Origin of the sequence: Streptomyces sp. NPDC046727 (genome assembly GCF_040645635.1) — a bacterium.
Taxonomy (GTDB): Bacteria; Actinomycetota; Actinomycetes; order Streptomycetales; family Streptomycetaceae; genus Streptomyces.
In genome coordinates this window covers 129,178-156,141 of record NZ_JBEYYR010000004.1, presented here as the reverse complement: position 1 = coordinate 156,141, position 26,964 = coordinate 129,178, and the positions used below count along the sequence as shown (strand labels likewise).

The window sequence follows — 26,964 nt, the reverse complement described above, 5'->3', positions numbered from 1 at the left end:
GATGGTCGAGTCGACGGTGCACTGTTCAGTGGCCACAGGAAGCGCAAAGGTTGCCGACGTGGGCGACGCCGACGACCTGGCAGGCGTCACGGTGTTCCTCGCCTCCGACGCCGCCGCCCATATCCACGGCGTCGTCGTCCTGCCCGTCGACGGCCGATGACCGGGACCGACCTGGCCTCCGTACCGGCAGCAACCCGTCTCCTGCCGGTGCTGACCGTGCCGTCCACCGCGACGGCCGGCCCGCCGGCCGACGCGCTCACGGCGGGCGGCGCCCGGTGCGCCGAGGCCACCTTCCGCACCTCCGGGGCCGAGCAGTGCTCAAGACGATGGCCGCACATGGGGGGGCTCACCGTCGGCGCCGGCACGGTCCTCACGCCCGAGCAGGCGGAGCGGGCCGTGGCGGCCGGGGCCCGCTTGGTGGTCTCGCCCGGCTTCGACGATGAGGTCGTCGACAGGTGCCGGGAACTGGGGGTGCCCGTGGTGCCCGGCATCGCCACCGCCACCGAGCTGATGCGCGTCCTGCGGGCCGGTGCCGACACCGTCAAGCCGTTACCCGCCGAGCCGCTCGGCGGCCTGCGGAGCTGCGGGCGCTCGCGGCACCCTTCCCCGGGACGCGCTTCGTACGTGGTGGCACTCGGCGAGGTGATGCTGCGCTTCGACCCGGGTGAGGGACGGATCCGCACAGCCCGCTCGTCGGCCTGTGGTTCATGCGGATCGCCGGCACGCCGCGCCGCATGGCGTACTTCGCCTTCGACGGCACCTGCCTGGCGGGCGCGTACCTGATCCCGCCGCTGTTCGGCTTCTCCCTGGCCACGCTCGCCCTCTCCGCGGCGGTCAACGCGATCGGCAGGGCGTTCGCCTTCGAGGGCATCATGAAGACCTGGGCCCAGGAGTCCTTCCCCACCCTGCTGCGCGCCACCGCGCAAGGCACGGTCATCGCCATCGCCCGCTACCTCGCCGCCGCGTTCGCCCTGACCCACGCCCCCTCCCACCGGGAGGGCGGGACAGTGCAACAAACGTGTCACAAGCACCCAGACCGGACGAGTGCCGTTCCCCGGGTCGGCAATCCTGACCTGGCTCCGTTCCACAGGATGTGCCGCCCGGGAACGACCGCTGGAGCGGTGACCGGCTTCGCCACCGTCCTCCACCGACCGCCCGACCCGGCATTCGAACGTTCGAGAGGGTCTTCATGACACAGCAGGAGATCTTGGCCCTGGCGATGTCAGGTGCGACGACGATCGTGGCGGCGATGGCCACGGACGCCTGGGAGACCGTACGCGACCACGTGTCGGCGTTCCTCCACCGTCGCGGCCCCGAGCCGCGCGCCGCCGTCGTGGCACGCCTGGAGAGCAGCGCGGTGCAGGTCGCCCAGAGCCGTGACGCCGACCGGGCCCGCCAAGTGGTGTGCGGGCAGTGGCAGTTGGAGCTGGAGAACTTCCTGATGGCGCACCCCGAGGCGGTCGAGGAGCTGCGGGCGCAGCTGGACACGATGCGGGCGGCACTGCCGAAGGCCCAGCAGCAGTGGGTGCAGAACGTCACCGCCAACGACCACGCCACTGTCAACGCGCTGCAGAACGGCACCCAGAACAACTACTACATGGACTCCTCCGCCCCCAGGACTCATACCGGCACGGGCCGTGAGGAGAGGACGAGCTGACCGTGGGCACGCCTGCGGACCCGGGCGAGGGCGTGGTGTACACGCAGAACATCACGGCCACCGGCGGTGGCCGGGTGTACGCCGTGCAGAACGGGGACCAGTACAACTACATCTACCGCGGCACCCCGCCGTACCGGGTGGAGCCCTTCCCGCTCGCCGTACCGTCCGCCCTGCCGCCCGGGCTGGCGCGCGTGCCCAGTCGGCTGCTGACGGCCCGTCACCAGGTGGTGCCCTTCCTGCCCCGGCCGGAGTCGGCGGTGCTGGAGTCCTGGCGGGACGAGGCGTTACCGGGGCTGTCGGTGCGGCTGCTGCACGCCGAGGGCGGGTCGGGCAAGACGCGGCTGGCCGCCGAGTTCGCCGCCCGCTCGGCCGGCGCGGGATGGGCGGTCGCGCTGGCCCGGCACCGCAGCGAGGTCGCCTCGGCCGGGGGCGCGGACCAGTCCCTGGCGGTGCGTGCCCCGGGGCTGGTCATGGTGGTGGACTACGCCGAGCGCTGGCCCCTGGAGGACCTGATCACCTTGCTGCGCCAGCACCGGGACGCGGCCCGTGACCGGCTGCGCATCCTGCTGCTGGCCCGCCAGGCCGGCAGTTGGTGGCAGGGCCTGGCCCACCAGCTCGCCAAGCTCGACGTCCTCGACGCCGAGGCGCTGCGGCTCGAAGGGCTCCCCGATACCCCCGGCGCCCGGACCGCCATGTACACCGCGGCCCGCGACCGGTTCGCCGAGGTGCTCGGCCACCCGGACCCCGCCGGGCTCGGCATGCCCGGCGACCTGGGTGACTCGGCGTTCGCCCTGCCCCTCACCGTCCACATGCGGGCCCTGGTCGACGTGGACGCCGCCAGCCGCGGCTGCGCGCCCCCTACCGGGAACGGGCAGGCAAGCCTCTCCTCCTACCTGCTGGACCGCGAGCAGGACCACTGGCGTTCCTTCCACGACGAGGGCCACGGCCCGCTGCGCAGCGACCCGCGCACCATGGGCCGGGTGGTGTACGTGGCCACCCTCGCGGGCGCCCTGACCCCCGAGAACGCCGCGACCGCCCTGGTGCGGGCCGGTGCCGCCGACAGCACCGCTGCCGGCGGGCGGCTGGCCGAGGACCACGGCCGCTGCTACCCGCCGGCCGACTCGGAGCTGGTGCTGGACCCGCTCGCCCCCGACCGGCTCGGCGAGGACTACCTCGCGCTCACCCTGCCCGGCCACGAGGAGGAGTTCGGCTACCACGCCACGGACCCCTGGAGCGCCGCCGCGCCCGCCGCGCTGCTGGTGCCCGACGACGGGACCGGCGAACCGGCGGGCTACTCCCGCCAGGCTCTGACGGTCCTGATCGAGGCGGCCCACCGCTGGCCCCACCTGACCGCCCGCCACCTCGACCCGATCCTGCGCGACCGCCCCCTCCTCGCCCTGGCCGCGGGCAGCGCCGCCCTGACCCGCCTGGCCGCCCTGGAGACTCTCGACATCGCCGTCCTGGAAACCGTCGAGCCCCACTTCCCCGCGGACCGGCACACCGGCCTCGACGTCGGCATCGCCGCGATCACCGCCCGCCTGGCGGAACACCGCCTGGCCACCATCCGTGACCCCGCCTCCCGCGCCCGCATCCACGAGCGCCTCGCGCTCCGCCAGTCCCGGGCCGGCCTGCGCGACGAGGCCCTCGCCGGCGGCCGGCAGGCCGTACGGATCTGGCGCGACCTGACCCGGAGCGGCCCCGGTCACCAGGCCGACCTCGCCGCCTCGCTGGTCAACCTCAGCGGTGACCTGTCGGCGGTGGGACAGCAGGCGGAGGCCCTGGCCACCGCCGAGGAGGCGGCGGGCATCCACCGCTGGCTGGCCGCGGCCAATCCGGCCACCCACGAACCGAACCTCGCCGGCTCACTGATCAGCCTCGGCACCCGGCTGGCGGCGGCGGGGCGGCGGGACGAGGGCCTGGCCGCCACCCAGGAGGCGGTCGGCATCCTGGGCCGGCTGGCCCAGGCCGACCCGGCGGCCCACGCACTCAGTCTCGTCACGGCCCTGAGCAACCTCGGCCACCACCTGTCGCTGGCGGGGCTTCGGGAGGAGGCCCTGGCCACCACCGAGTCGACGGTCGACGTCTACCGCCGGTTGGCCGCCGGCAACCCCGCGACCTACGAACCCGACCTCGCCGTCTCACTGTCCAACCTCGGCCTCCACCTGCTGGGCCTCGGGCGCCGCGAGGAAGCCCTCACCGCCGAACTGGAGGCGGTGGAGATCCAGCGCCGACTGGCCGCCGACAACCCCGCGACCTACGAATCCGCCCTCGCCCTCGCACTGTCCAACCTGAGCGTCTCGCTGTTGGAGGCGGGGCGCCCCGCAGAGGCTCTCACGGCCGTCGGGCAGGCGGTGGAGATCCGGCGCCGACTGGCCGCGGGCAGCGCGGCGGCTTTCGAAGCCGACCTCGCCCACTCGCTGGTCAACCTCGGTATCTGGCTGTCGGGGGCGGGACGCCAGGAGGAGGCCCTCAGCATCGAGCTGGAGGCGGTGGAGATCCGGCGCCGACTGGTCACGGACAACGCGAAGGCTCACGAACCCGACCTCGCCGCCTCACTGTCCAACCTGGGCAGCTACCTGTCGGCACTGGGGCACCTGGCAGAGGGCCTGGCCTCCGAACAGGAGGCGGTAGAAATCCGGCTCCGACTGGCCGCGGACGACCCCAAAGCCCATGAATCGGACCTCTCCCGCTCGCTGGGCAACCTCGGTATCAGGCTGTGGGAGACGGGGCACCCCGCGGAGGCCCTCAGAGCCGTCGGGCAGGCGGTGGAGATCCGGCGCCGACTGGCCACCGAAAACCCGAAGGCCTTCGAACCCGACCTCGCCCACTCCCTGTCCAGCCTCGGCAGTTGGCTGGGAGAGGTGGGGCAGTTGGAGAAGGGCCTGGCCGCCACAGCGGAAACGGTCCGCATCTACCGCCGCCTGGCCGCGGAGAAGCCTGCCCTCTTCGAAGCCGAGCTCGCCCGCACGCTGTCCAACCTCGGCGCCATCCTGACACAGGCGGGGCGGCCGCGGGATGCCTTCCCGCCCGCCGCGCAGGCGGTCGACATCTACCACCGCCTGGTCACGGAGGGCTCCGCGGGTTCCGAGCGTGGCCTCGCCGACTCGCAGTTCAACCTCGCCGCCTGCCTCATCGGGACGGAGCGGTGGGAGGAGGGCCTGGCCGCCGCCGACGGAGCGGTCCGCAGCTACCGCCGACTGGCCGTGCACGACCCCGCGACCTTCGGACCCGACCTCGCCACCGCACTGTCCGCCCTCGCCGTCTTCCTGTTCAAGACGGGGCGGCGGGCGGAATCCCGCGCCGCCGAACTGGAGGCCACGGAGATCAGCCGCCGACTGGGCATGGCCGGCCTCGTGGTCGACGCCCCTCGCCCCGCCGGCCCGCCGTCGGGTGTCGGCGCCCTCCTGTCGGGTATCGGGCGGCGGGTCCGTACGGTTCTCCGGCCCCGCCGCAAGGATCCTCAGCGGCCCCGTCCCCCTCGTGCCGCCGAAGGGGAGCGGAGCGGCCCCCGGGAGTCGCGGACGTTCGCCATCGAACTCCCGGACGGGACGGAGATGGACGTCGTTGCCTCGGGAAGTCCCGACACCCGGCGGGAGGACTCCGGCGCCGTCACCGAACAGGAGTCGCGGACGTTCACCCTCGAACTCTCGAACGGGATGATGATGGACGCCGTTGTCACGGGAGGTACCGACACCCGGCAGGAGGATGCCGGCGCCGTCACCGAAGCGGAGTCGCAGAAGGTCACCGTCGACCTCCCGAACGGGATGACGTTGGACGTCGTCGTGGAAAGTCCCGACACCCCGCAGGAGGACGCCGACGCCGTCACCGAAGTGGCGGGCGACGTCTACCGCCGACTGACCGGAACCGAGCCGCCCGCCGCCGAGCCGGACCTCGCCACCGCGCTGTCCGACCTCGGTATCCGGTTCGGGAGGCTGGGATGTCACCTGGAAGCCCTGGCCGCCACCGAACAGGCGGTGGAGGTCCGGCGCCTGCTGGCCGCGGCCGACCCGGCCGCTTTCGAGGAGGACCTCGCCGCCTCGCTGTTCGACTTCGGCGCCCTGCTGTGGGAGGCGGGGCTGCGGGAGGAGTGCCCGGCCCCGGCCGGGGAGTCGGTGGAGGTCTGGCGCCGACTGGCGGCGGCCGACCCGGCCGAGTACAGGCCCCGCCTTGCCATGTCACTGGCCAACCTCGCCCTCTACCTGCGGGGGGTGGGGCGGCGGGAGGAGTGCTTGGCCGCCGCCGAGGAAGTGGTGGAGATCCGGCGCCGGCTGGCCGCTGGCAACCCCGCCCACGGACCCCGCCTGGCCGGTTCGCTGCTCGATCTCGCCATCCACCTGTCGAAGTCGGAGCTGCGGGAGGAGTCCCTGGCCCCTGCCGCGGAGGCGGTGGAGATCCGGCGCCGACTGGCCGCGGACGACCCTGCCCATCAACCCCGCCTCGCCGTCTCGCTGTTCGAACTCGGCAGCCTCCGGTCGGAGGCGGGACGGCCCGAGGAGGCCCTGGCCGCCGCCGAGGAGGCGGTGGAGATCCAACGCCGACTGGCCGCGAACAACCCCGCCACCTTCGCGCCCGATCTCGCCGATTCGCTGTCCGACCTCGCCATCGACCTGTCGGAGGCGGGACGACCCGAGAAGGCCCTGGCCACCGCCAAGGAGGCGGTGGAGATCCGACGCCGATTGGCTGTGAACGATCCCGCCGCCCATGAACCCCACCTCGCCCGACTACTGTCCAACCTCCGTATCCACCTGTCGAAGGCGGGGCAGCGGTCGGAAGCCCTGGCCACCGCCGAAGAGACAGTCGGCGTCTACCGCCGACTGTCTGTGACCGACCCCGCCGGCTATGAGCCGCAGCTCGCCCATGCACTGTCCAAGCTCAGTGCACTTCTGACGGAGGCGGGGCTGCATGAGGAAGCTTCGGCCGTCACCGAGGAGGCGGCAAAGATCCGGCGCACGTCCTGATCGACCATTTCGGAGCGAGTTTCGAGGCTTTCGCAGGCAGACCAACCCGCTTGGGTGCAGATACGAGGTTGGGCCTGCCACGATTTGGGCTCTGGCCCGTAGTCGGTGGTAGCCGTGACAGAGGGAAGCCGGCGCGACCGTGCATCTGCCTCATGATCTTCCTGGTGCGGGTGTTCACGCCTTCCGTGCGGCCGTTGTGGTAGGGCCGGATGAGGCCGGCGACGACGGCAGCCCGGTCGAGTTCCAGGCCGTTGGCGAAGGAGTGCAGGTGGGGCAGGCCGGCGGCACGGACCTGGGCATCCACTCGGTGAGCTTGGTGTCGTTGTCCTCGGCCGAGGTCAGGAGTTGGGCGAACTCGCCTACAAATTGGACCAGTTCGAGGCAGGAGGAGATCGGCTCCCGCAGGAAGGCGGTGTCCTTGTCGCGGAGGTTCTCGGGGCGTGACAGGAGGAGCCGGGAGAACCGCTGCGGGGTGGTGACCGGCCGTTCGCCCTCGATGCGGCCCTGGGTGACGTACTCGTAGAGGAGATTGAGGCTGCCGGTGTAGCCCTGGTGAACGACGACGGCGCCACCCCCAACGGCTCCTCCCTGATCGATGAGATCGTCCGTGAGGGCGCGAGGCGGATGCTGGCCGCCGCACTGGAGCCCTCGGCGAGCCTGCCGCCCTGGTGCCGCAAGGCCCCGAAGATCAGCGAAGTGCTGCCGCTGCTCTACCTGCACGGCCTGTCCTCCGGTGACTTCGTGCCGGCGCTGGAGCAGTTCCTCGGGTCGGCGGCCGGTCTGTCTCCCGCCACGGTCACCCGGCTCACTCAGCAATGGCAGGCCGACCACGCCGCGTTCGGCGAGCGCGACCTGTCCGCCACCGACTACGTCTATGTTTGGCTCCAAGGAGCTGATCGCCATGAGCGACGGCTACCGCGAATCAGCCGACTCCTGGGCCGACCTGCTGCGCGACTGCGCCCGCCGCGGCATGCGCGCCCCCGTTCTCGCGGTCGACGACGGGGCGCTCGGCTTCTGGAACGCCCTCCGTGAGGTCTTTCCCGAAGCCCGCAATCAAAGGTGCTGGGTTCGCAAGATCGCCAATACCCTTGACGCCCTTCCGAAGTCCGCCCAGCCGGGGGCGAAGAAGGCCCTGCAAGAGATCCACAATGCCGAGGACAAGCAGTATGCGCTCAAAGCGGTGACCGCGTTCGAGAAGACGTACGGCGCGAAGTGGCCCAAGGCCGTCAAGAAGATCACCGACGACATGGACGAGCTGCCGGCGTTCTACGCCTTTCCCGCCGAACACTGGATCCACCTGCGGATCACGAATCCCATCGAGTCGGCCTTCGCCACGGTGCGGCTCCGCACGAAGGTGACCAAGGGCGCCGACAGTCCCGCCGCGCAGCCTGACCCCAGAGGGTTGGAGACCCGACTCACCAAGTACGGAGGTCTACGGATGTGGGCCAACGTCACCGTCGGTCATGCCGAGGCAGACGCTTGGCCAGCGCCCGTCGGGGCACCGACGAGGGACTGCAGGGCGCGGACCAGGAGCGTGGCGTCCGGGCTGGAGAGGGGGGCGAGGAACCGGCGTTCCATCTCCTGGCGGGCGAATTCGGCGTCGCGAAGGCGCTCCGCTCCGGCCGGCGTCAGCTGCACGATGTTCTTGCGCCGGTCCTGGGGACTGCGGCGCCGTTCGACCAGTTCCTTGCCTTCCAAAGCGTCGACGAGAGCCACCATCGTCGTGCGGTCGATGCCCAGCTTGCCCGCCGCTTCCAGTTGAGACAGCCCGTCATGCGCGTCCAGGACGGCCAGAACTGCTAGTTCACGGCCGTCGATTCCGTGCGGCGCCAAGGCCCTCGCCGACTCGTCGGTGAACCGCAGGTACACGTGCTTGAGCAGATACCCGAGGCGGGAGGAGAGGACCTCGGGCGGTGCGTCGCGCGTCATGGCCACAGCGTATCGAGAAACTGATAGTCAGCACCACTGATGATCTACTACGGTGATGATGGCGTCGCCGTCAACGGCGGCGCATCGACTCGAAGGGCGGATGGCAACCATGTCCGACCAGGACCTCCCCACCGTGACATTCGGAATCAAGACCACCCCTATGCGGGTTCCCTACGAGGACATCCTCCGCGTGTGGCAGGAGGCCGACGACCTGCCCGAGATCGCGGACGCCTGGCTGTGGGACCACCTCATGCCGATCGCCGGCCCGGAGGACGGGCAGATCCTCGAAGGATGGACGCTGCTGAGCGCCCTGGCGGCCAGGACCCAGCGGCTGCGTCTGGGCCTGCTTGTGACGAGCAATCGGATCCGGCCGCCCGCCGTCCTCGGTAAAATCGCCACAACAGTCGACGTGATCTCCGGGGGCCGCCTGATCATGGGCCTCGGCGTGGGCGGCACCGTTCAGCCACCCAACGCAGGCGGCATCGCCGGCGAGAACCCAGCCGTCGCGGAGTACGCGGCCTACGGCCTCACGCTCGTCCCGCCCGCCGAAGGCATCGCCCGCCTGGAGGAGACCATCGCCATTCTCCGCGGCATGTGGACGCGGGACGTCTTCGACTTCCACGGTCGCTATTACACCCTGACCGGCAACCGCAACGAGCCGAAACCTGTTCAGCGGCCAGGGCCGCCCCTGCTGATCGGCGGCTGGGGAAACAGGACGCTCCGCCTGGTCGCCGAGCACGCCGACATCTGGAACATCCCCGGACCGCCGCACAACACGCTGGACTACATCACCGAGCGCAGTGCGGTTGTGAACGACCATTGCGCAGCCATCGGCCGTGATCCACGGACGATCACCCGCTCCGTTCAGTACATCGTCTCCTACGACGACCCTGCCACCGACCGCAAGGCCATCACGGAGCTCATCGCCGCAGGCGTGACGCACATCGTCCTCAGCCTGCGGAGCCCCTACCCCCCACAGGCCGCGCGATGGCTCGCCGACGAGATCATCACGCCCGTCCGCAGCGCAGCCCGAGAATGCTGATGACAGGGCCGCCCTCCACTCGGCAAGACGCTCCTCCCTGCCCAGGTCGCCTGAACTGACTCACGCATTGGGTCAGCATTCGTCCGCTCAGAGCTGCCCACAGATGCCCACGCTTTGGAATCGCCGTCAACTGCGGCGAACTCCTCAGGGCAGCATGACAGGTGCCCTTCCGTCGAGATCTGTGGCGCCTACCCATGCGGAGGTGTGGTCGGGAACTCACCCTGCGCCAGCTCAAACACGCCCGCCAACAAGTCGAAAAAACCGCAAGTCTGATCGCCAGCAGGCACCCGAACTTCATCCACGTACCTGTTGACCGGCCGATGCACGGTCTGGTCGTGACCATGGAGCCCTTCCACACCGCCAATGCCCCCTTTCAGCGTGAGGTGAAGAAGGAATCACACATGTGTGTCACCGTCTGCAGCGCTGCGGAACTCGAACACCTCGTCACCGTGCAGGACACGCCGGCAAGTCAGGTTCTCCTCGAACGGCAGGCGGACGCTCTCCAAGCCACGTACTCCCTCGGAACCGCGCTCACAGGTAAGAACCTTGGCCGCAACACGATCCTGGACGCAGGTTGGAACAGCTACCCGTGGAAACGGCACGCCGAACTCGCCGAGGGGTGATCCCGCGGATCAGCGTCCGGTACCGGTGGCCAGGTGCGAAGCTGTGCCCAGAGCCGGTGATCTATAACGTTCTGTGACTGGTGTACAGGTAGGTGGATCCGGATACCGCGGGCCGTACCAGGGGTTGGAACAACTCCCACAGCTCATCGGGCACCAGCCGCTGTGGACTTCCCCGAGACAGGCCCAGTTCCCATTGAGGGGTTCGCTGTTCTTGGCTGCGGCGGCACCCGTGAGATCCATATCCTCCCGGGCAACGCGTTGACGGAGGCGAGTAGCCAGGATCTCGCGAGCCGAAAGAGCCGCCGGAAGCTGTGAAGGCGGTCTCGCACCCCAAGGCGAAGACCCTCCCCAGCGCGGGGAGAAACGGCGCCCCCTGGGTGTCCCAATGCCCCGCCGGCCGGCCCCCGTCACCGGGCCCGAATGAGGCTGCCACCGGCAGGTGGCGGCGAAAGTGCGGTGGTACCGCGAGTTGCCCTTCTCGCCCGCACTCCCAAGGGATCATGACGATGTCCTTCGGAGGACCGCAATGGCCCAAAGCCACCTACATAGTTTCTCGCAATTCAGTACTCATGCCAGATCCTTTGCATTCGCTTCGCTGAGAGTTAATTGCATGCGAGGCCGCTGCAGAGTTCGGAAGGAGGCAGGGACGCCAGTCAGAATGCCGGCGTACCGGCGACAGCCGCAAGGCGACCGCCGTCGGATTAATTGGCACTGGCAGGGAATAATTCGACAGGGAGGAAAGCGGATATCGACCCTAGCGGAACGTAAACCTAGGTGCGCTTGGTGAACAGGCCCGGCGGGGCCTGTTCGGGGGTTCGGGTCAGCCAGTCGCGGTGCAGCAGCGGCAGGGTGTACTCCATGTCCTGGACGCCCGTGGCCGGCAGGTGGAGCTCGAAGCGTGTGCCGGGCCGGCCGTCAGGGCGGTCCGACACGGTGATGTGGCCGCCGTGGAGGGCGGCTTGCTGGGCGACCAGGGTGAGGCCCAGGCCGGAGCCGGGGCTGTCGGGGCCGCGGTGGAAACGCTGGAAGATCTCCTCGCGGCTTTCGGGAGGGATGCCGCGGCCGTGGTCGTCCACCACGAGCACCGCGGTCGCCTCACGCCCACCGAGGGGCGGGCGCAGGGTCACCTCGATGCGGGCGACGCCGTCTTCGGCGCGGCCGTGGGTCCAGGCGTTGGTCAGCAGGTTGTCCACCGCCGAGCGCAGACCCTGCTCCCAGCCGTCGACACGCACCCCCGCGGTGGTGCGTACGGACACTTCGGCGTCGGGGCGGGTGCGCCGCAGGTCGGAGACCGACGCCTCCACGAGCTCCCCGAGGTCCAGTGGCGAGAACGCGTCCGCCTCGATCAGGTCGCCCTGTGCGAGCGCCTTCAGCATCACCAGCAGCCCGAGCAGCCGGGTGTGTTCGCGCCCGAGGTCCCCGAGAACCTCCGCCCGGTCCTCGGGGTCGAGGCCGGGGTGGTCGGTGAGGATGTCGAGATTGGTGCGCATGCTCATCAGCGGGGTGCGCAGCTCGTGGGAGGCGGTCGCGGCGAACGCGCGGGCGGTGGCCAGCGCCTCCCCGGTGCGCGCGACCTGCTCGTCGTAGCGGGCGAGTACGGTCTGCACCGTGTACGCCAGGTCGTCCACCTCGGTGACCCGGGTTGGCGTGTGCTCCAGGCGTACGGTGCTGGTCCTGGGGTCCAGTCCACTGGTACGCCGCTGAAGCCGCCGTAGCGGAAGAACCGCCCGGGCGGCGACGGCCCAGGCGGTGGCACCGGCCAGTGCGGCGGCCACCAGCGCACCGGTCAGTACCCGTTGGCGCACCAGCGCCAGCTCGTCCTCGGCCGTGTCCGGTGACAGCAGCCACAGATTCGGGGTGTTGCTCTCTTTCGCCGCGGCACCGACGCACAGTGACAGGACGAGCCAGTCCTTGCCGCCGGAGGTCACGGTGACGGGCGTCGGGGCGTTGCGGGGCAGCGTGGGGTTCGGGTCGGGCTGCGGGCCGGCCGAGATCGTGTCCTGCGGCCCCTTCAGCCGGACGCCCACATCCCGGGCGGAGTTGATCAGCCGGCGTCGGCGGACCTGCTTCAGGAGCGGGTGGTCGGTCCCGGCCACGTCCAGATACGCCTTGGCGTTCTGGGCGACGACCGTCGCGCGGGCGCGCAGTTGGTCGTTCTGGTGCGTGCGCAGGTCGCTGCTGACCAGGTGCAGCAGCAGCCAGCCGGAAGCGAGGACCAGCACGGGCACGCTCACGCCGACCGCGAGCGCGATACGGGTGGACAGTTTCACGGCGTGCCCTCGATGTGCGGGGTCTGGCGGTCCGCGCGCAGGACGAAACCGACCCCGCGCACGGTGTGCACCATCCGGGGCCGGCCGCCTGCCTCCAGCTTGCGCCGCAGATAGCTGACGAAGGTGTCGACCGCGTCACTGCGGACCTGGAAGTCGTATCCCCAGACCCAGTCCAGCAGTTGCTCGCGGGTGAGCACGATGCCCGCGTTGCGGGCCAGGATCTCCAGCAGCGCGAACTCGCGCCGGGTCAGTTGCAGTGGCCGGTCCTCCAGAACGGCCTGGTGGGCGGCCGGGTCGAGGACGAGGCCGCCGACGCGGAGGGGGGCGGTGGCGGCCGGCGGGCGGCGGCGCAGCAGGGCGTGCAGCCGCAGGACCAACTCCTGGAGTGCGAACGGCTTGACCAGGTAGTCGTCCCCGCCCGCCTGTAGGCCCGCCACCCGGTCGGCCGTCTCGTCCAGCGCGGAGAGCATCAGCACGGGTACGTCGTCGCCGTCGTCACGCAGGGCCCGGCACACGTCGATGCCGCTGAGATCGGGCATGCCGACGTCCAGGACGACGATGTCGGGGCGGCCGACGCGGGCCTCCGCCAGACCGGTGTGACCGCCGTCCGCGACCGTCACCGTGAATCCGCTCAGCCTCAGCCCCCGTGCCAGTGACCGCCGTATCGCCGCGTCGTCGTCGACCACCAGGACCCGCCCGGCCTTACCTGCCATGCACACCTCGGTTTCACCGCGTCGAACGAGCTTGCCCGGAGGAGACCGATCAAAGCACGGGCAGGCTCTGCCCGAGACCGCAGGTGCGCCTCGTCCGGTACTGCGACGGCGTGCATCCCATGATGCGGCGGAAGCTCCGCGAGAAGTGCTCGGAACCGGAGAATCCGCAGCGCCGTCCTATGCGGGCGATGGTGTCGTCGCCGGTCTCGAGATACTTGCGGGCCAGGTCGATCCGGAGTTCGGTGAGATAGCGGTACGGGGTGAATCCGGTGGTGGCCTTGAAACAGCGTACGAAGTGGAAACGGCTGAAGGAGACCAGGGACGCCAGGTCGCCGACCGAGACCGGTTGATCGAGGTTGGCCCGCATATAGGACAGAATCGTCTCGAGCTGCCCTGAGCTCAGCAGACCGGCTGTCCTGCCCGAACCGGACGAGTGCGGCGCGAGCAGGTGGGCGGCGATGAACTGCGCCGCCGACTGCGCGTACAGGTCGTCGGCGCCGACCTCGTTCGCGGCCGCCACCGCCTTCACCATGGCCGCGAGGAGCGGGTCGAACCGCGTCACCGGGTGCGGATCCCACAGATATGGGACGCGTGACCGCAGGTCCTCCTCGGTGATGAACCGGCGCAGCGTGTCGACCGGGAGGGTGAGGGTGGCGATCGTCACGGGCTCGTCACCGGTCGGTGCCACGACCAGCGTCCGGCTCAGCCCCGGGGGAATGATGCACACGTCGTCGGGAAGTGGGAACGCCTCCTTCGCTGTCCGTGTGCCGTGACCTTCGCGAATTTCCAGAAGCCCGCTCAGATGGGCATTCAGTTTGATTCCTGAAGACGACGGCAGATGGAACGTGTGGACGCCCTTCTTGAACGTTTGCTTCCACACGTGCAGGGAGTTCCATGCTTTGCTCCCCACCCCGCTGGTTACCTCCAACGCCCGGTTTCCTCTCGTCCGGTTCCACTGCTCTCGATGCAGGTGCCGTGCATAGAGTGCAGGGGAATCAGAGGCTGCCGCAAGGCGACTGGTCCGGATTAATTGGCCTGAGCACGGAATAATTCGGTGGGAGGCGATCTGATATTGACCGGGGCGGATTCCCGCTGCCACGCTCCCAGCATGATTCGCACTCGTCAATTGCTGACACTTACAGCCGGCTTGGCGGCGATGGTGTTCGCCGCTCAGAGCGGAATGAGCGCGGCGACAGCCCACACCACCGCCCCCACCGTGAAGCCGGCCGCGGCCACGGCAGCGGCCAAACCGAACATCGTCTTCGTACTCACCGACGACATGTCCACAAACCTGCTCCCGTACATGCCCGAAGTGCACAAGCTCCAGTCACAGGGCACGTCGTTCAGCGACTTCGTGGTCAGCAACTCGCTCTGCTGCCCGTCCCGTTCGTCCACCTTCACCGGTGAGTACCCGCACAACACCGGCGTCCTCAGCAACACGGCAGGGTCCAACGGCGGCTTCAAGGCCTTCCACGACAACGGCCTGGAGAAGGACACCTTCGCCGCCGCCCTGAAGGCCAAGGGCTACCGCACCGCGATGATGGGCAAGTACCTCAACGGTTACGACCCCAAGGCCACGGTCGACGGCCAGCAGCCGTACGTGCCGCAGGGCTGGAGCCAGTGGGACGTCGTCGGCAACGGCTACCCGGAGTACAACTACAAGCTCGCCCACAACCACAAGATGGAACCCCACGGCGACAAGAACAAGGACTATCTGACCGACGTCCTGAGCGAGAAGGGCCAGTCCTTCATCAAGAAGTCCGTGGCGGCGAACAAGCCGTTCATGCTGGAGGTCGCCCTCTTCACACCGCACGGTCCGTCCACGCCGGCCCGCCGGGACAAGAAGGACTTCCCCGGCCTGAAGGCACCGCAGGGCCCCGCCTTCGACAAGCTCCCGACCAACGCGCCGCCGTGGCTGGCCCGGCAGAACCCGTTGACCCAGAGCGAGAAGACCGCGATCGACAAGAAGTTCCGCAAGCGCGCACAGTCGCTCCAGGCGGTCGACAAGATGCTCGGCAAGCTGCGCCAGAGCCTGACCAGCGCCCACGTCGCCGACAACACCTACGTCGTCTTCAGCTCTGACAACGGCTTCCACCTCGGTGAGTACCGGCTCAAGGCCGGCAAGCAGACGGCCTTCGACACCGACGTCCGCGTGCCGCTGGTGATCGCAGGACCCGGTGTCGCGGCCGGACGGACGAGCCACGCCCAGGTGTCGAACATCGACTTCGCGCCCACCTTCGAGAAGATCGGCGGCGCCACGGTGTCGTCCAAGGTGGACGGGCACAGCATGCTCCCCCTCCTGGACGGCGGCTCGGACGCGGGCTGGCGCACGGCCAACCTGATCGAGCACCGCCACGCCAAGCCGGCTCATGACGACCCGGACAACCACGGCACCGAGAGCGTCAGCCCGCCGAACTACCACGCCATGCGCACCAACTCCTACACCTACGTCGAGTACGACAGCGGCGCGAAGGAGTACTACGACCTGAGCACCGACCCCGACGAGCTGCACAACATCGCCGGACAGCTGAGCCAGGCCCGCCTGGCGAAGCTGCACGACGCGCTGACCGGACTGAAGAACTGCCACGGCGACGGCTGCTGGAGCGCCGGACACCCGTAGCAGGGCTTCCCATGGGTGCCCTGGCCGCCCGCCGCGGCCAGGGCACCGCGTGGGCGGGCGTCCGCGCGCGCCCGTTTCCCCACCCGTGTTCCGTCACACACAGCACTGGAGAGAGGAATTTCCGCATGTTCTCGTCCGACGCCCACTCGCCCACCCGCCGTAGAGCGCTCGCCTCGATGGCGGGTGCCCTGGCCGGATCCGCGATCGTCTCCGCCGCCCCGCGCGCCTTCGCCGACTCCGACGGCGCCGACCCGGCCGCCGAGGCCGCGCGAGGGGGGCTGCCGCTCACGGTCGTCAACAGCAGCGGCAAGTTCGCCAACGGCAAGGTCCACCTGTACGTCGTGGGCAGCAAGGGAGACCGGCAGGTACGGCTCACCCGGCGGGGCACCCTGGCCCCCGTCAAGCTCTCCGACAACCATGCGGGCGGCTTCGCCGACTACTCCATCCCGCTGACCGCCCACGGCGCGACCAAGCTGCGACTGCCGCAGATGTCCGGACGCATCTACGTGGCCCTCGGCGACAAGCTGAAGTTCAAGGCCGTCAGGGGTGCGGACGGCAAGATCGGTCTTCAGCAGCCGGCCGGCTGGGTGGAGTCCGACCCCAACTTCTCCGTGCTGCACGACTTCGTGGAGTTCACCCACGACGCGTCCGGCATGCACTGCAACACCACCATGGTGGACATGTTCAGCGTTCCGATGATGATCGGGCTGAACGGAGCGAAGAACCACAGCACCGGCCGGCTGCCCGCCAGCGGCCGCGTGAAGGTCTTCAACGCCCTGAGGAACCACCCGGACTTCAAGCACCTCGTCATAGCCGACCGGCGCGTCATCGCCCCGAGCCACGGCCTCGACGCCGGCCGGTTCCCCCAGCACTACTTCGACGACTACATCGACAAGGTCTGGCACACCTACCGGAACAAGAACCTCGTCGTCAGGACGAACGCGGGCACCTTCACCGGCCGGGTCAGGAACCAGCAGCTCACCTTCAGCGGCCCCGCGCAGGTCTCCTTCGCCAAGCCCTCCACCCGTGACGTGCTCTTCTGCGACGGGGCGCTCGCCGCCCCCAACGACGGGATCACCGGCCCCGTCGCCGCCGCCCTGGGCGCCGCGTTCAACCGCTCGACGCTGCTGAGCCACAGCAAGCAGCCCACCACCCGCGCGGCCACCTTCTACGACACCGCCGTCACCAACCACTACGCCAAGGCCATCCACGCCGCGACCAGCAACGGCAAGGCCTACGGCTTCGCCTTCGACGACGTCGCCGACTGGGCCTCCTACATCGAGGACCCCAGCCCCCAGCACATGCACCTGACGCTGACCCCGTTCTGAGACACCCGCTCTTGCGTGCAGCAAGCGACCACCGAGGGAGTACCAGGTGAAGAGATTACGTGAGTTGCTTCTCGCGGCCGTGCTGTGTCTCATGCCGGCCGTCGCGTCCGCCGGAGCCGCGCAGGCCGCCGTGGCCGACGATTCCCGCACCGTGCCCGCCGCTACCGCCGTCCCCGCACCCGAGGCGAGTGCGGCCGCCGGCGCCCACACGGTGACGTTCGTCAACCGGTCCGGGAAGAAGCTGTGGATCGGCAGCACCGTCAACAAGGACGAGCCCGACGGAGATTCGAAGAACCTGAAGTCGCTGCCCGTACTCAAGCCGGGGCAGTCGGCGACCCTGACCATCCCGGAGGACAAGGCCCCCCATCACTGGCGCGGCAAGTTCTTCGCCCGCCAGGGATGTTCGGGCAAGTCGGGAAGCACGTTCCACTGCGCCATCGGCGACTGCGGAGTATTCGCCCAGCGCTGCACGACGGGCGAACAGCCGGTCAGCCTCGCCGAGTTCAACTTCGACAAGAAGGACACGAAGGCGTCCTGGTACGACGTCAGCTACGTCAACGCCTTCTCACTTCCCGTCACCATCGCGCCCAAGGGAGCCGAGAAGGTCACCAAGAACGGCTCGTGCTCGCAGCAGGGCTGCCGGAAGAACCTGCTCCGTTACTGCCCGAAAGCCGACCGGCAGCACAACTCCGCCGGGAAGACCGTGCTGTGCGTGAACCCGAACCGTGATGCCACCTCCGCCTACAGCGATGCCATCAAGAAGCACTGCCCCAAGGCCTACGCCTGGTCCAAGCAGGACCAGGAGACCGGCAACAGGACGATGCGGCAGTGCGCCAAGTGCAAGGGCTTCGTCGTGACGTTCTGGTGATCCCATGACCCCATGACCCCCTGCTCCACGAGCCGGCCGCCCCGCGAACACTCCCGCGGGGCGGCCGGCTCATATTCGGTTCAGACGCGTCGGCTCAGGCACGTCGGTTCATGTGTTTGAGCGATCGCACCAAAATTGCTTCAAGACCGGCCGCTATTGCTCTCCTCACCAGCGCACGTCTGTTCCGCACGCGGTCGTCGCGCTCGAACTCCCCGAGTAACGACTGCGAGCAACAACTGCCGTTCCCGAAGCAATTTCTGAGCCCTTTCTCCGGGCGGCGGCAGGTAGCTTCGTATTCGGGTTCCGATCGGCAACCCGCCTTTACTCCAAGGAGTTTCCCGTATGCGAAGGCTACGTGCCGTCTACGCCGTGCTCACCGCCGCATTGATAGCGATCTGCGCGGTCAATCTGAGCACCAACACGGCGTCCGCCGCAGAGCAAAGCGGTGGATTCGTCGTCAGCAAGGCTGAGTACAACAAGATGTTCCCGCACCACAAGAAGCTCTACACCTACGAGGGCCTGGTCAAGGCGATGAAGGCATTCCCGGCCTTCGCGCACACCGGCGACGCCAAGACCAAGAAGCGTGAGGCCGCGGCCTTCCTCGCGAACGTCAGCCACGAGACCAGCGGACTGATCTACATCAACGAGCAGAACAAGGCCAACTGGCCGACCTACTGCCAGCAAGAGCCCTACGGCTGCCCGGCCGGCCAGTCCGCGTACCACGGCCGCGGCCCGCTCCAGATCAGCTGGAACTACAACTACAAGGCGGCCGGCGACGCGGTCCACATCGACCTGCTGAACCACCCGAACCTCGCGGCGACGAACCCCGTCGTGACCTGGAAGCTCGCGCTCTGGTACTGGATGACCCAGTCCGGCCCCGGCACCATGACGCCCCACCACGCGATGGTCAAGAGCGGCGGCTTCGGCGAGACCATCCGCAGCATCAACGGCGCCGTCGAGTGCAACGGCGGCAACCCGGCCGAGATGAAGGACCGGGTCGCCAAGTACAAGAAGTTCACCAAGATGCTCCACGTCGGCGTCGGCGCGCACCTCAGCTGCTGAGGGAGGCGTCATGCGGAAGGTACGCGTCCTCGCCCTGCCGTTCCTGCTCTCGGCCGTGGTCGTGGCCGGCAGCCAGAGCGCCACGCCCACTGCGTTCGCGGCCGGCGGCCATTCCGTTGCCGCCACCTCCGCGGCGAAGAAGAAGGGCATCAGCGCCTGGAAGTTCGACGGCGTCACCAAGGCGCTCGCCGACTCGAACTCCGGCTGGTTCTACACCTGGTCGTCGGGCAAGGGAGGAATCAGGACGCCGCGCGGTGTCGAGTTCGTGCCCATGATCCATGACGCGGGCTCGGTGACGGACAAGGAGCTCGGCCTGGCCAAGAAGCAGGGCAAGAACCTGCTCGGCTTCAACGAGCCCGACAGGACGGATCAGGCCCACATGACCGTGAAGCAGGCACTCGACCTGTGGCCCCGGCTCCAGTCGACCGGTCTGCGGCTCGGCACCCCCGCCGTGGCCACCGGCGGCGATGTCGCCGGCGGCTGGCTGGACCGGTTCGTGAAGGGCGCCGCCGCCCGCCGCTACCAGGTCGACTTCATCACCCTGCACTGGTACGGCGCGGACTTCGACGCCCAGCGCGCGACGGGGCAGTTGCGCAGCTATCTCGAGGCCGTGCACAAGCGCTACAAGAAGCCGATCTGGCTCACCGAATACGCCCTGATCGACTTCTCGTCAGGCACCCCGCGCTATCCGTCCAAGGCGCAACAGGCCGCATTCGTGAAGAAGTCGACGGCCATGCTCCAGCACCTGGACTACGTCCGGCGCTACGCGTGGTTCACCCTCTCCACTGACCACGGCGACGGCACCGGCCTTTACCACGGTGCGACGGCCAACCGGGTCGGCGTCGCCTATCGCTCCGCGGGCTGAACACAAGATCAATCAGTCGAAATCACGAGAAACGAGGGAAAGAACATGAGCAAGCGGACCCTGCACGCCTCCATCGCGGCCGGTGCGGCCGTACTGACCGCGATGGTCGCCCTGGCGCCGGCGAGTTCCGCCGCGACCGCCTCCGCGCAGGCTCAGAGCCCGAAGTGCTGGGCGACGCACTACGGCCCGATACCCGCCGGCAGCACCACCGCCAACGGCGACATCTTCGACAACAGCAAGAACACCGCGGCGACTTCGCTCACCCGCAATCCCCAGCTGCCCTTCGGCACGAGGGTGCGGGTCACCAACGTGGCGAACGGCAAGTCCCTGGTCGTGCGCATCAACGACCGCGGCACGTTCAAGCACACGAAGGCGGAACCCAAGTGCCTGGACCTGACCGACGGCGCCTTCAGGCGGCTCGGCGGGAGCCTCAACCCCGACGCCGGTCACATCGTCGTCCGGCAGAAGGTGCTGAAGTGACCCTCTGAGAGAGACGGGGTGACCGGCGGCCGGAGCGGCTGACGTCTCCGTGTCACGGTATGAGCGCCCGGGTTGCCTCCCGCAGCCCGGGCACTTCGTGATCCGGGTGCCGCTGGAGCAGAGCGAGCGCGCCGAGGGCGGTGCCGGTATTGCCGAGTCCGGCCGGAATCACTCGGGGCGCCCCGTACGAGCAGCGCGCGACATGCGTGTCGAGTATGTGCTCGATCGGTGCCATCAGGGCTCGGCCGGCGTCGACCAGCTCGCCGCCGATGACGATCACGTCGGGTCCGACGGCATGGCTCACATCGGCCAGCACCCTGCCGACATGCGTGCCCACCCGTGCCAGAACCGCGTGCGCGGCCGCGTCGCCGGACTCCAGCGCGCTCACCAGTTCCGGCAGGTCCGCTGCCGCGGTTCCCGCGGTGCGGCAGGCGTCGAGTACGGCCCCGATCGACGCCACTGTCTCCAGGCATCCGATCGCACCGCACTCGCAGGGCGCGCCGCCCGGGTCCACGGTGATGTGGCCGAACATCCCGGAGCGGCCGTGGGCGCCGCGGTGCAGTGTGCCGGCCATCACGAGTCCGCCGCCGACGCCGTGCGACAACCGCAGGTACAGCACGTTCTGTTCACCCGCGGCGGCACCCCAGATCGTCTCGGCCAGGGTGGCCAGCCGGGTGTTGTTGTCGATCAGTGCCGGTGCGCCGAAGCGTTCGCGCACGCGTGCCGCCACGATCTCGTGCGGAGGCGCCCACAGCGGGCCCTGCCCCGGCGTGCCGACCGGTCCGGCCACCCCGACGCCGACGCCGTTCAGGGCGCCCGGTCGCAGCGTCCCGGGCGTCAGCTTGTCCGCCAGTCGCCACGCTAGGTCGATGCGGGCCTGCCACGGGGTGTCGGGGTCGTGCGGTTCGCCGGTGGTGCCGACGATCTCGTGCGCCGCGTTCAGCGCGGCCACCCGCACCGCCCGTCGCGCGAACTCGATGCCGAGCAGCCGGCCGGCCCCGGGGTTCACGGTCAGTACCTCCGCCGGGCGGCCCCTCTTGCGCCGGGCCGCCTCCGGAACCGAGGCGAGGACGCTGCCGTTGTCCATCAGCGCCCCGACGGCGTCGTAGAGCGTGGTGCGGGACAGGCCGCTCAGGGTCCGTAAGTCTCCCCGAGTGAGCGGACCGTGCTCGCGCAGCAGGCTCAGTACCAGGGCCTCGTGCGCGCTGGAGGCCCGTTTCGTCGTCTCGGTCAACATGGCGGAAGGCGCCCCCTCTTTGAGCACAACTGTTGCGTGGGGGGACGGAGATCAGTCGTCCGTCCCCCGTGGCGCAAGAAGCTAGAGGGCGTCTTTGTGGGAATTCTGTGGAGCCACTCAGAGGGAGGACACCCGGGCGTATGCGGTGTTGCCGCGCGCCGGAGGGGGCTGACGCCGCCCGGGTCAGGGTTGAGGCGTGACGTGCACCTGCACGGTCAGCGTGCCGCTGTTGTCCTGGGAGCAGGCACCGGAGGCGTCGTTCATGCCCAGTTGCAGGCGGGCGTCGCCGGTCGCCCGGAAAGTCAGCTTCCGCCCGACGATGTGCATCGGGAAGTCCTGCTCACCCACGAGTCGGGCCAGCAAGGAGCCGAACGGAGCCCCGACTTTGACCTTGCAGGCCTTCGTTCCCTCCGGCAGCTGGTTGGTTTTCGGGTCGTAACCGGCCGGCCCGGTCATGGGCAGCTTTCGGGAGTTGGCCGTCCATTCTCCGGACACGCCGGTGACCGGCTGCCAACCGGCCGTCGACGCGACGACCTGACGGGCCGTCCCCGTTTTCGGAGTGTTCGGAGTGCTCGGAGTGCTCGAAACGTTCGAAGCGTTCGGAGTTTTCGGATCATCCTTGAGCGGCAGCGTTCCGGTGAGGAAGAGACCGCCCGCAACGCCCGCCGTCAGTATGGCCGTTCCGGCCAGCCTCCATCGCAGCCGCTTCGGCCACGCCGAGCGGGAAGCCTGCGGCTGCGGCTGCGGCTGTGGGAGTTCGAGCGGCGTGGTGTGGCGCCCCGGCGGCACGGTCTCCGAGGCCGGGACGCGCCATTTCGGGTTGGCGGCCATCGTGTTCGGGTCGGCCATCGGGGCCGCAGGCCGGAGCGCGAGTACGGTCGCCGGCGGCAGGAACTCGACGTCCGGCTCGCCGGCCACGACGCCTCGCAGCGCGGAACGCACGGCTCCCGTTGAAGGGCGCTCGGCCGGGGACTTGCGCAGCAGCGCTTCGACGACCGGGCGCAGCGGACCGAGCCGCTCCGACAGGCTGGGTTCCTCGTACGCCACGGCGTGCATCGTCGCGGGTGCTCCCGGCCTGCGGAAGGGGGACTCGCCGCAGCACACCGTGGCGAGTGTGGCGCCCAGTGACACAGGTCGGAGGCCGGTCCGACCTCTGTTGCCATCACGCGCTCCGGCGCCATGAACTCTACGGAGCCGATCACTTGACCGGTGCTCGTCAGGAACGCGCCGTCGTCCAGGGCCGCGATGCCGAAGTCGGTGAGGACGGCGCTGCCGTCACGGCGCAGCAGCACGTTGGCGGGCTTGATGTCCCGGTGCAGAGTCCCGACCGCGTGGACGGCGTCCAGCGCGTCGATCAGTTGCAGGCCGACGGCGGCGGTCTGCTGCGGTGTGAGCGGTCCGGTCTCAGCCGTCCGATTCGCCAGTGAGGACCCTTCGACGAGTTCCATGACGATCCACAGCCGGTCCTCGAACTCGACCAGGTCGTGGACTCCCACCACATGGGGATGCGGCACCCGGGCGACCGCGCGGGCCTCGCGGATGGCACGCCGTACCCGTACGCGGTGGTCCTCGTCGCCGTCGGTGAGGACGTGCAGTTCCTTGGCGGCGACCGGCCGGTCCAGCAGTTGGTCGTGGGCGCGCCAGACCGTGCCCATGCCGCCTCTGCCGAGGACGTCGTGAAGCAGATACCGTCCGGCGATCACCCGTTCCGAACGCGTGGTCACCTGGTCACCATCTGCGGATATCACGCGCTCTCACGTTTCCTTTGGCAGCGGTGTCCGCCGGAGCGCTCCAGCCGCCCGCGGAGCAATCCGCGCGCTTGTCCGCCGAGGTTGATGCCGGGATCTGCCGGTTGCTACGCCGGTCCGCCCGGTGGGGTGCCCGCTGTATCTCCCCGAACTCGCGGGCCGCGGACCGGAGACGGCGCCGACGCGGTCCACGGCCCACCGGGTGTTGCTCCGCAACGGCCTGGTCCTCACCCAGGAGGCCGGTCTTGTCTTAGCTGGAATGGGAGTTTCCTTTGCTGCGTTCGTCCGGGCCAAGCGCTACGTGCGGATGGTGTGCCACGGCCGGCGTCCCGCCGCTCGATCCCGAATTGCGGTTACTGGTTCGATCCACTCGGCACTCGTTTGCCCTGCCGTGAGCCTTTGCCAGACGCTAGAACCATGAGGAGAGCGGCAGCAAGGTCCGAAGAGGAGGATTAACTGATCGTTTCGGAATCAGGTTGTCAGCACCTCGGAAGTCCAGTCGAGGTGGTGACGGATCTGCGTGAGCCGCTCACCTCAGCCGCCTATCTCTGGCACGCTTCCACGCGTGAGTAGGGATCTTGTGCCCGATGACCTGTGGACGCGTGTCGCTGCCTTGTTGCCGCCGCCTCCGGAGCGGCGACGCCGACACGCGGGTCGGCATCGGATACCCGATCGCACTGCATTGGCGGGCATCATCTACGTCCTGCGAACCGGAGTGGCCTGGCGTGATGTGCCACGCCAGGTAGTGGGCTGCTCAGGCGTCACGGCCCGGCGCCGCCTGCGGGACTGGACCGAGGCCGGCCTCTGGCCCCAGCTGCACGCCGCGCTGCTGACCGAACTGAGGGCAGCGGGTCTCCTGGAGATGGACGACTGCGCTATTGACGGCTCGCATGTCCGGGCACTCAAAGGGGGCTCGACACCGGGCCATCGCCGGTCGACCGAGGCCGTTCTGGCAGCAAGCACCATGTGATCGTCGATCGGCGCGGCACTCCTCTCGCAGTGTCGCTGACCGGAGGGAACCGACACGACGTCACCCAGCTGGTGCCGTTGCTCGACGCCATTCCCCACATCCGTGGTCTGCGCGGTCGCCCCCGTCACCGTCCCCATCGTCTGTTCGCTGACCGCGGTTACGACTTCGACAAGTACCGTCGGCTTCTGCGCAGCCGGGGAATCACTCCGAAGATCGCCCGACGTGGTGCCCCGCATGGCTCTGGTCTGGGCAAGACCCGGTGGGTGGTCGAGCGTACTTTTGCTTGGTTGCACCAGTTCAAGCGCCTGCGCATCCGATACGAGGTGCGAGCCGATCTGCATCAGGGCCTGCTCGAACTTGCTGCAGCATTCTTTGTTTGAGGCGCCTTCGCGCGGTCAGGGCCGCACAACCCGGTACGTCAGGTGGGTGACTGCGGGCGAGTGGATCGTGCGGACGGGTTCGAGTGCAAGGTCGGGCGAGACATCGTCGAAGAGACGGACTCCCTTGCCCAACACGATGGGCGCCAGATGGATCTGGAGTTCCTCGACCAGGCCGGCGTCGAGGTACTGACGCACGGTGTGGGCGCCGCCCGAAATCTGCACGTCCTTGCCGGCGGCGGCCTCGCGGGCCCGGGCCAGGGCGGATTCGACGCCTTCGGTGACGAAGGTGAAGGTGGTGCCGCCCTGGCGGACCCAGGGTGCCCGGGGCCTGCTGGTCAGGACAAAGACCGGGGCACGAAACGGCGGCGGGTCGGGCCATCCGCGCTCGCCCTCGTCGAACATGCGGCACCCCATGACGTACCCCCCGGCGCGGTTGAAGTTCTCGCGCACGATCTCGTCGTCCGCGTTGCTCTGGCCGCCCGCCATGCTCTGCCGTTCTCGCCAGGACTCGATGTTCTCGACCCATTCGTGGATGCGGAGCCCGCCGTCCCCGAGAGGGTTGTCCGGGCCTGCGTTCGGGCCGGCGATGAAGCCGTCCAGGGACATGCCCAGGCTGGCGAAGACCTTGCTCATGCCATCTCCTCGGTGGTGAAGAAGTCGATCAGGGAGGGGGCGAGGACGTGCGGGTCGACGCCGTGATCCTGGCCGTCGAGCGTGCGGTGCAGGCCGGGCAGAGCGCGGGCGCCGTTGCGGATCCAGCTGTCGCTCGCGCCGCCGTCCAGTACGAGGAGCCGGTCGGCCAGGATGTTCCACCGCCCGGCCGGCAGCGGGCGCCCGGACATGGTGTCGCCCATGACCGCGCCGTCGTAGGGAAGGGTGTGGGCGACGGCCTCCATATCTGCCCAGAACGGCGCATGACGCATCCCGGCCACCACGTCGTCCGGGACACCGACGGCCTGGGTCAAGAAGTAGGCGACCGCGTCGCCGCGCGCATCGCCCTTCACGAGCGCGTCCAGGTTTTCGAGGTAGTCCTCGGGAAGCGGCGAGCGGCTGTCGTCAACGACGAATGGCGGCTCGTATACCGAGAGCCGGGAGACCGCGCTGCCCCGGATCGCTGCCTCCAGCGCCAGGACGGCTCCGGAGGACATGCCGTGGACGAACGCGGTTCCGCCGGCGAGCTCGATCAGTGCGTCCAGGTCCTCGACCTCGCGCTGAATGTCGTACGGGTCGGTGTCACCGCTGTCGCCCCGGCCGCGGCGGTCGTAGGTGATGACGCTGAAATGCCCGGCGAGCAGGTCGGGAAGTGCCCCGAAGTCACCACGCCGCTGAAAGGCGCCTCCGACGAGCACCAGGGTCGGCCCCTGCCCGGTCCGTTCGTAGGCGATGGCAGTGCCGTCGTGCGAGAACACCTTTTCCATGGGATCTGTCTCCGCTCATACCGGCAGGTCACACACCCGCCCCCGTGGGAACTAGACGGTACAGTACCCAATTGGGTACTGGTCGGTCCAGTACTGTTCTTGTATGGAAGCTGGGAGGAACATGGAGACGAACGCAGGAGGCCGCTCGGCCCTCAAGCGGCAGGCGATCCTGGAAGCGGCCACCACGGTGTTCTTGAACAAGGGGTACCTGGGCACGAGCATGGACGAGGTCGCCGCCCTGGCCTCGGTGTCCAAGCAGACCGTCTACAAGAACTTCGCCGACAAGCAACGGCTGTTCACCGAGATCATCCATGGCGGCCTCGACCGCATCGACGAACTCTTCAGCGACGTCACCGGTTCACTGGCCGGCACGCAGGACCTGGAGAAAGACCTCACGGCACTCGCCCGGCAGTTCGTAACCATCCTCACTCAGCCCCGCCTGCTCCAACTGCGAAGGCTGGTCATCGCCGAGGCCGAGCGGTTCCCCGAGCTCGGGCGCACGTACTACGAACGCGGCCCTGAGCGCGTCCACGCCCTGCTCGCCGAGAGCTTCGGACAGCTCGCCGACCGCAAGCTGCTGACTCTGGACGACCCAGTGCTCGCGGCCAACCACCTCACGTGGCTCGTCACCTCAATCCCGGTCAACAAGGTCATGTTCTGCGGTTCCGGCGAACACTTCACCCGCGCCGAACTAGACCACTACGCCGACGAAGCAGTACGAGTCTTCCTCGCCGCCTACTGCCGGGACACACAATCCGCGTGACGGAGCAAGCGCGCGGTGTCATTCTGAAACGAT

21 protein-coding genes and 5 pseudogenes are annotated in these 26,964 nt (G+C 69.1%); 16 read left to right on the top strand and 10 right to left on the bottom strand.

Features of this window, described 5'->3' with window-relative positions; translation table 11 throughout:
- Nucleotides 1-61: 61 nt before the first annotated feature.
- The 5 genes and pseudogenes from ABZ937_RS06675 to ABZ937_RS06655 all read left to right on the top strand — a co-directional run.
- Nucleotides 62-160: pseudogene (locus ABZ937_RS06675) on the top strand (2-deoxy-D-gluconate 3-dehydrogenase); the annotation flags it as partial.
- Entirely contained in the window at nucleotides 157-783 is a 627-nt protein-coding gene (locus ABZ937_RS06670) for a keto-deoxy-phosphogluconate aldolase (protein ID WP_361686479.1), read from the top strand. The pseudogene ABZ937_RS06675 and the gene ABZ937_RS06670, both read left to right, overlap by 4 nt.
- Complete coding sequence (locus ABZ937_RS06665; protein WP_361686476.1) at nucleotides 735-1,193, top strand: hypothetical protein; 459 nt, start codon at nucleotides 735-737, stop codon at nucleotides 1,191-1,193. The genes ABZ937_RS06670 and ABZ937_RS06665 overlap by 49 nt, the downstream gene beginning before the upstream one ends.
- Entirely contained in the window at nucleotides 1,190-1,657 is a 468-nt protein-coding gene (locus tag ABZ937_RS06660) for a hypothetical protein (RefSeq protein WP_361686473.1), read from the top strand. Before ABZ937_RS06665 ends, ABZ937_RS06660 begins: the two co-directional genes overlap by 4 nt.
- Nucleotides 1,658-1,659: 2 nt before the next feature.
- Nucleotides 1,660-6,615, top strand: a complete 4,956-nt coding sequence (locus tag ABZ937_RS06655) for a tetratricopeptide repeat protein (protein WP_361686470.1) — start codon at nucleotides 1,660-1,662, stop codon at nucleotides 6,613-6,615.
- Nucleotides 6,616-6,739: 124 nt separating this feature from the next.
- Here ABZ937_RS06655 and ABZ937_RS06650 read toward each other — a convergent pair.
- Nucleotides 6,740-7,167 (bottom strand): annotated as a pseudogene (locus ABZ937_RS06650) (transposase); the annotation flags it as partial.
- Here ABZ937_RS06650 and ABZ937_RS06645 point away from each other — a divergent pair.
- Nucleotides 7,144-7,999, top strand: a pseudogene (locus ABZ937_RS06645) (transposase); the annotation flags it as partial. The pseudogenes ABZ937_RS06650 and ABZ937_RS06645 sit on opposite strands and share 24 nt — an antisense overlap.
- A 77-nt stretch (nucleotides 8,000-8,076) precedes the next feature.
- Here ABZ937_RS06645 and ABZ937_RS06640 read toward each other — a convergent pair.
- The gene (locus tag ABZ937_RS06640) at nucleotides 8,077-8,544 is read right to left on the bottom strand and encodes a MarR family transcriptional regulator (protein ID WP_361686467.1); all 468 of its coding nucleotides are present in this window, start codon (nucleotides 8,542-8,544) and stop codon (nucleotides 8,077-8,079) included.
- Between the two features lie 109 nt (nucleotides 8,545-8,653).
- Here ABZ937_RS06640 and ABZ937_RS06635 point away from each other — a divergent pair, with 109 nt between their 5' ends.
- Together ABZ937_RS06635 and ABZ937_RS06630 are read left to right on the top strand one after the other, a co-directional pair.
- Complete coding sequence (locus ABZ937_RS06635) at nucleotides 8,654-9,586, top strand: LLM class flavin-dependent oxidoreductase (protein WP_361687036.1); 933 nt, start codon at nucleotides 8,654-8,656, stop codon at nucleotides 9,584-9,586.
- Nucleotides 9,587-9,921: 335 nt separating this feature from the next.
- Nucleotides 9,922-10,209 (top strand): hypothetical protein, encoded by a 288-nt coding sequence (locus tag ABZ937_RS06630; protein WP_361686464.1) that lies wholly within the window; start codon nucleotides 9,922-9,924, stop codon nucleotides 10,207-10,209.
- Nucleotides 10,210-10,979: 770 nt separating this feature from the next.
- Here ABZ937_RS06630 and ABZ937_RS06625 read toward each other — a convergent pair.
- The 3 genes from ABZ937_RS06625 to ABZ937_RS06615 are packed head-to-tail and all read right to left on the bottom strand — an operon-like array spanning nucleotide 10,980 to nucleotide 14,120.
- Nucleotides 10,980-12,479 carry a HAMP domain-containing sensor histidine kinase gene (locus ABZ937_RS06625; protein ID WP_361686461.1) on the bottom strand — a complete coding sequence of 500 codons (1,500 nt, stop codon included), beginning with the start codon at nucleotides 12,477-12,479 and terminating at the stop codon, nucleotides 10,980-10,982.
- The gene (locus tag ABZ937_RS06620; RefSeq protein ID WP_361686458.1) at nucleotides 12,476-13,192 is read right to left on the bottom strand and encodes a response regulator transcription factor; all 717 of its coding nucleotides are present in this window, start codon (nucleotides 13,190-13,192) and stop codon (nucleotides 12,476-12,478) included. The genes ABZ937_RS06625 and ABZ937_RS06620 overlap by 4 nt, the downstream gene beginning before the upstream one ends.
- A 49-nt stretch (nucleotides 13,193-13,241) precedes the next feature.
- Entirely contained in the window at nucleotides 13,242-14,120 is an 879-nt protein-coding gene (locus tag ABZ937_RS06615; protein ID WP_361686455.1) for an AraC family transcriptional regulator, read from the bottom strand.
- A gap of 180 nt (nucleotides 14,121-14,300) precedes the next feature.
- Between ABZ937_RS06615 and ABZ937_RS06610 the strand changes: the two genes are divergently transcribed.
- The 6 genes from ABZ937_RS06610 to ABZ937_RS06585 all read left to right on the top strand — a co-directional run bounded on the left by ABZ937_RS06610 (nucleotide 14,301) and on the right by ABZ937_RS06585 (nucleotide 20,415).
- Nucleotides 14,301-15,812, top strand: coding sequence for a sulfatase (locus ABZ937_RS06610; protein ID WP_361686453.1), 1,512 nt, complete (start codon nucleotides 14,301-14,303; stop codon nucleotides 15,810-15,812).
- Between the two features lie 125 nt (nucleotides 15,813-15,937).
- On the top strand, nucleotides 15,938-17,140 hold the full coding sequence (locus ABZ937_RS06605) for a beta-1,3-glucanase family protein (protein WP_361686450.1): 1,203 nt from the start codon (nucleotides 15,938-15,940) through the stop codon (nucleotides 17,138-17,140).
- A gap of 46 nt (nucleotides 17,141-17,186) precedes the next feature.
- The gene (locus ABZ937_RS06600) at nucleotides 17,187-18,008 is read left to right on the top strand and encodes a thaumatin family protein (RefSeq protein WP_361686447.1); all 822 of its coding nucleotides are present in this window, start codon (nucleotides 17,187-17,189) and stop codon (nucleotides 18,006-18,008) included.
- 342 nt (nucleotides 18,009-18,350) lie between these two features.
- The gene (locus tag ABZ937_RS06595; protein WP_361686444.1) at nucleotides 18,351-19,070 is read left to right on the top strand and encodes a chitinase; all 720 of its coding nucleotides are present in this window, start codon (nucleotides 18,351-18,353) and stop codon (nucleotides 19,068-19,070) included.
- Between the two features lie 10 nt (nucleotides 19,071-19,080).
- Nucleotides 19,081-19,935 (top strand): glycoside hydrolase family protein, encoded by an 855-nt coding sequence (locus tag ABZ937_RS06590; protein ID WP_361686441.1) that lies wholly within the window; start codon nucleotides 19,081-19,083, stop codon nucleotides 19,933-19,935.
- Between the two features lie 45 nt (nucleotides 19,936-19,980).
- Nucleotides 19,981-20,415, top strand: a complete 435-nt coding sequence (locus tag ABZ937_RS06585) for a septal ring lytic transglycosylase RlpA family protein (RefSeq protein ID WP_361686438.1) — start codon at nucleotides 19,981-19,983, stop codon at nucleotides 20,413-20,415.
- 52 nt (nucleotides 20,416-20,467) lie between these two features.
- On the opposite strand, the gene ABZ937_RS06580 is transcribed toward ABZ937_RS06585, so the two are convergent.
- From ABZ937_RS06580 to ABZ937_RS06570, 3 genes and pseudogenes are all read right to left on the bottom strand, one after another.
- Nucleotides 20,468-21,652, bottom strand: a complete 1,185-nt coding sequence (locus ABZ937_RS06580) for an ROK family transcriptional regulator (RefSeq protein WP_361686435.1) — start codon at nucleotides 21,650-21,652, stop codon at nucleotides 20,468-20,470.
- 183 nt (nucleotides 21,653-21,835) lie between these two features.
- Entirely contained in the window at nucleotides 21,836-22,699 is an 864-nt protein-coding gene (locus tag ABZ937_RS06575) for a hypothetical protein (protein ID WP_361687057.1), read from the bottom strand.
- Nucleotides 22,700-22,842: 143 nt separating this feature from the next.
- Nucleotides 22,843-23,307, bottom strand: a pseudogene (locus ABZ937_RS06570) (serine/threonine-protein kinase); the annotation flags it as partial.
- A 658-nt stretch (nucleotides 23,308-23,965) separates the two neighbouring features.
- On the opposite strand from ABZ937_RS06570, the pseudogene ABZ937_RS06565 reads away from it, so the two are divergent.
- Nucleotides 23,966-24,800: pseudogene (locus ABZ937_RS06565) on the top strand (IS5 family transposase).
- On the opposite strand, the gene ABZ937_RS06560 reads toward ABZ937_RS06565, so the two are convergent.
- Both ABZ937_RS06560 and ABZ937_RS06555 read right to left on the bottom strand, forming a co-directional pair.
- Nucleotides 24,766-25,383, bottom strand: a complete 618-nt coding sequence (locus tag ABZ937_RS06560; RefSeq protein ID WP_361686432.1) for a dihydrofolate reductase family protein — start codon at nucleotides 25,381-25,383, stop codon at nucleotides 24,766-24,768. The pseudogene ABZ937_RS06565 and the gene ABZ937_RS06560 overlap by 35 nt on opposite strands.
- Nucleotides 25,380-26,168, bottom strand: a complete 789-nt coding sequence (locus ABZ937_RS06555) for an alpha/beta hydrolase (RefSeq protein WP_361686429.1) — start codon at nucleotides 26,166-26,168, stop codon at nucleotides 25,380-25,382. The genes ABZ937_RS06560 and ABZ937_RS06555 overlap by 4 nt, the downstream gene beginning before the upstream one ends.
- A gap of 121 nt (nucleotides 26,169-26,289) precedes the next feature.
- On the opposite strand from ABZ937_RS06555, the gene ABZ937_RS06550 reads away from it, so the two are divergent.
- Nucleotides 26,290-26,931: a TetR/AcrR family transcriptional regulator gene (locus tag ABZ937_RS06550; protein ID WP_361686426.1), complete on the top strand. Its 642-nt coding sequence runs from the start codon at nucleotides 26,290-26,292 to the stop codon at nucleotides 26,929-26,931.
- The last annotated feature ends 33 nt before the right edge of the window (nucleotides 26,932-26,964 follow it).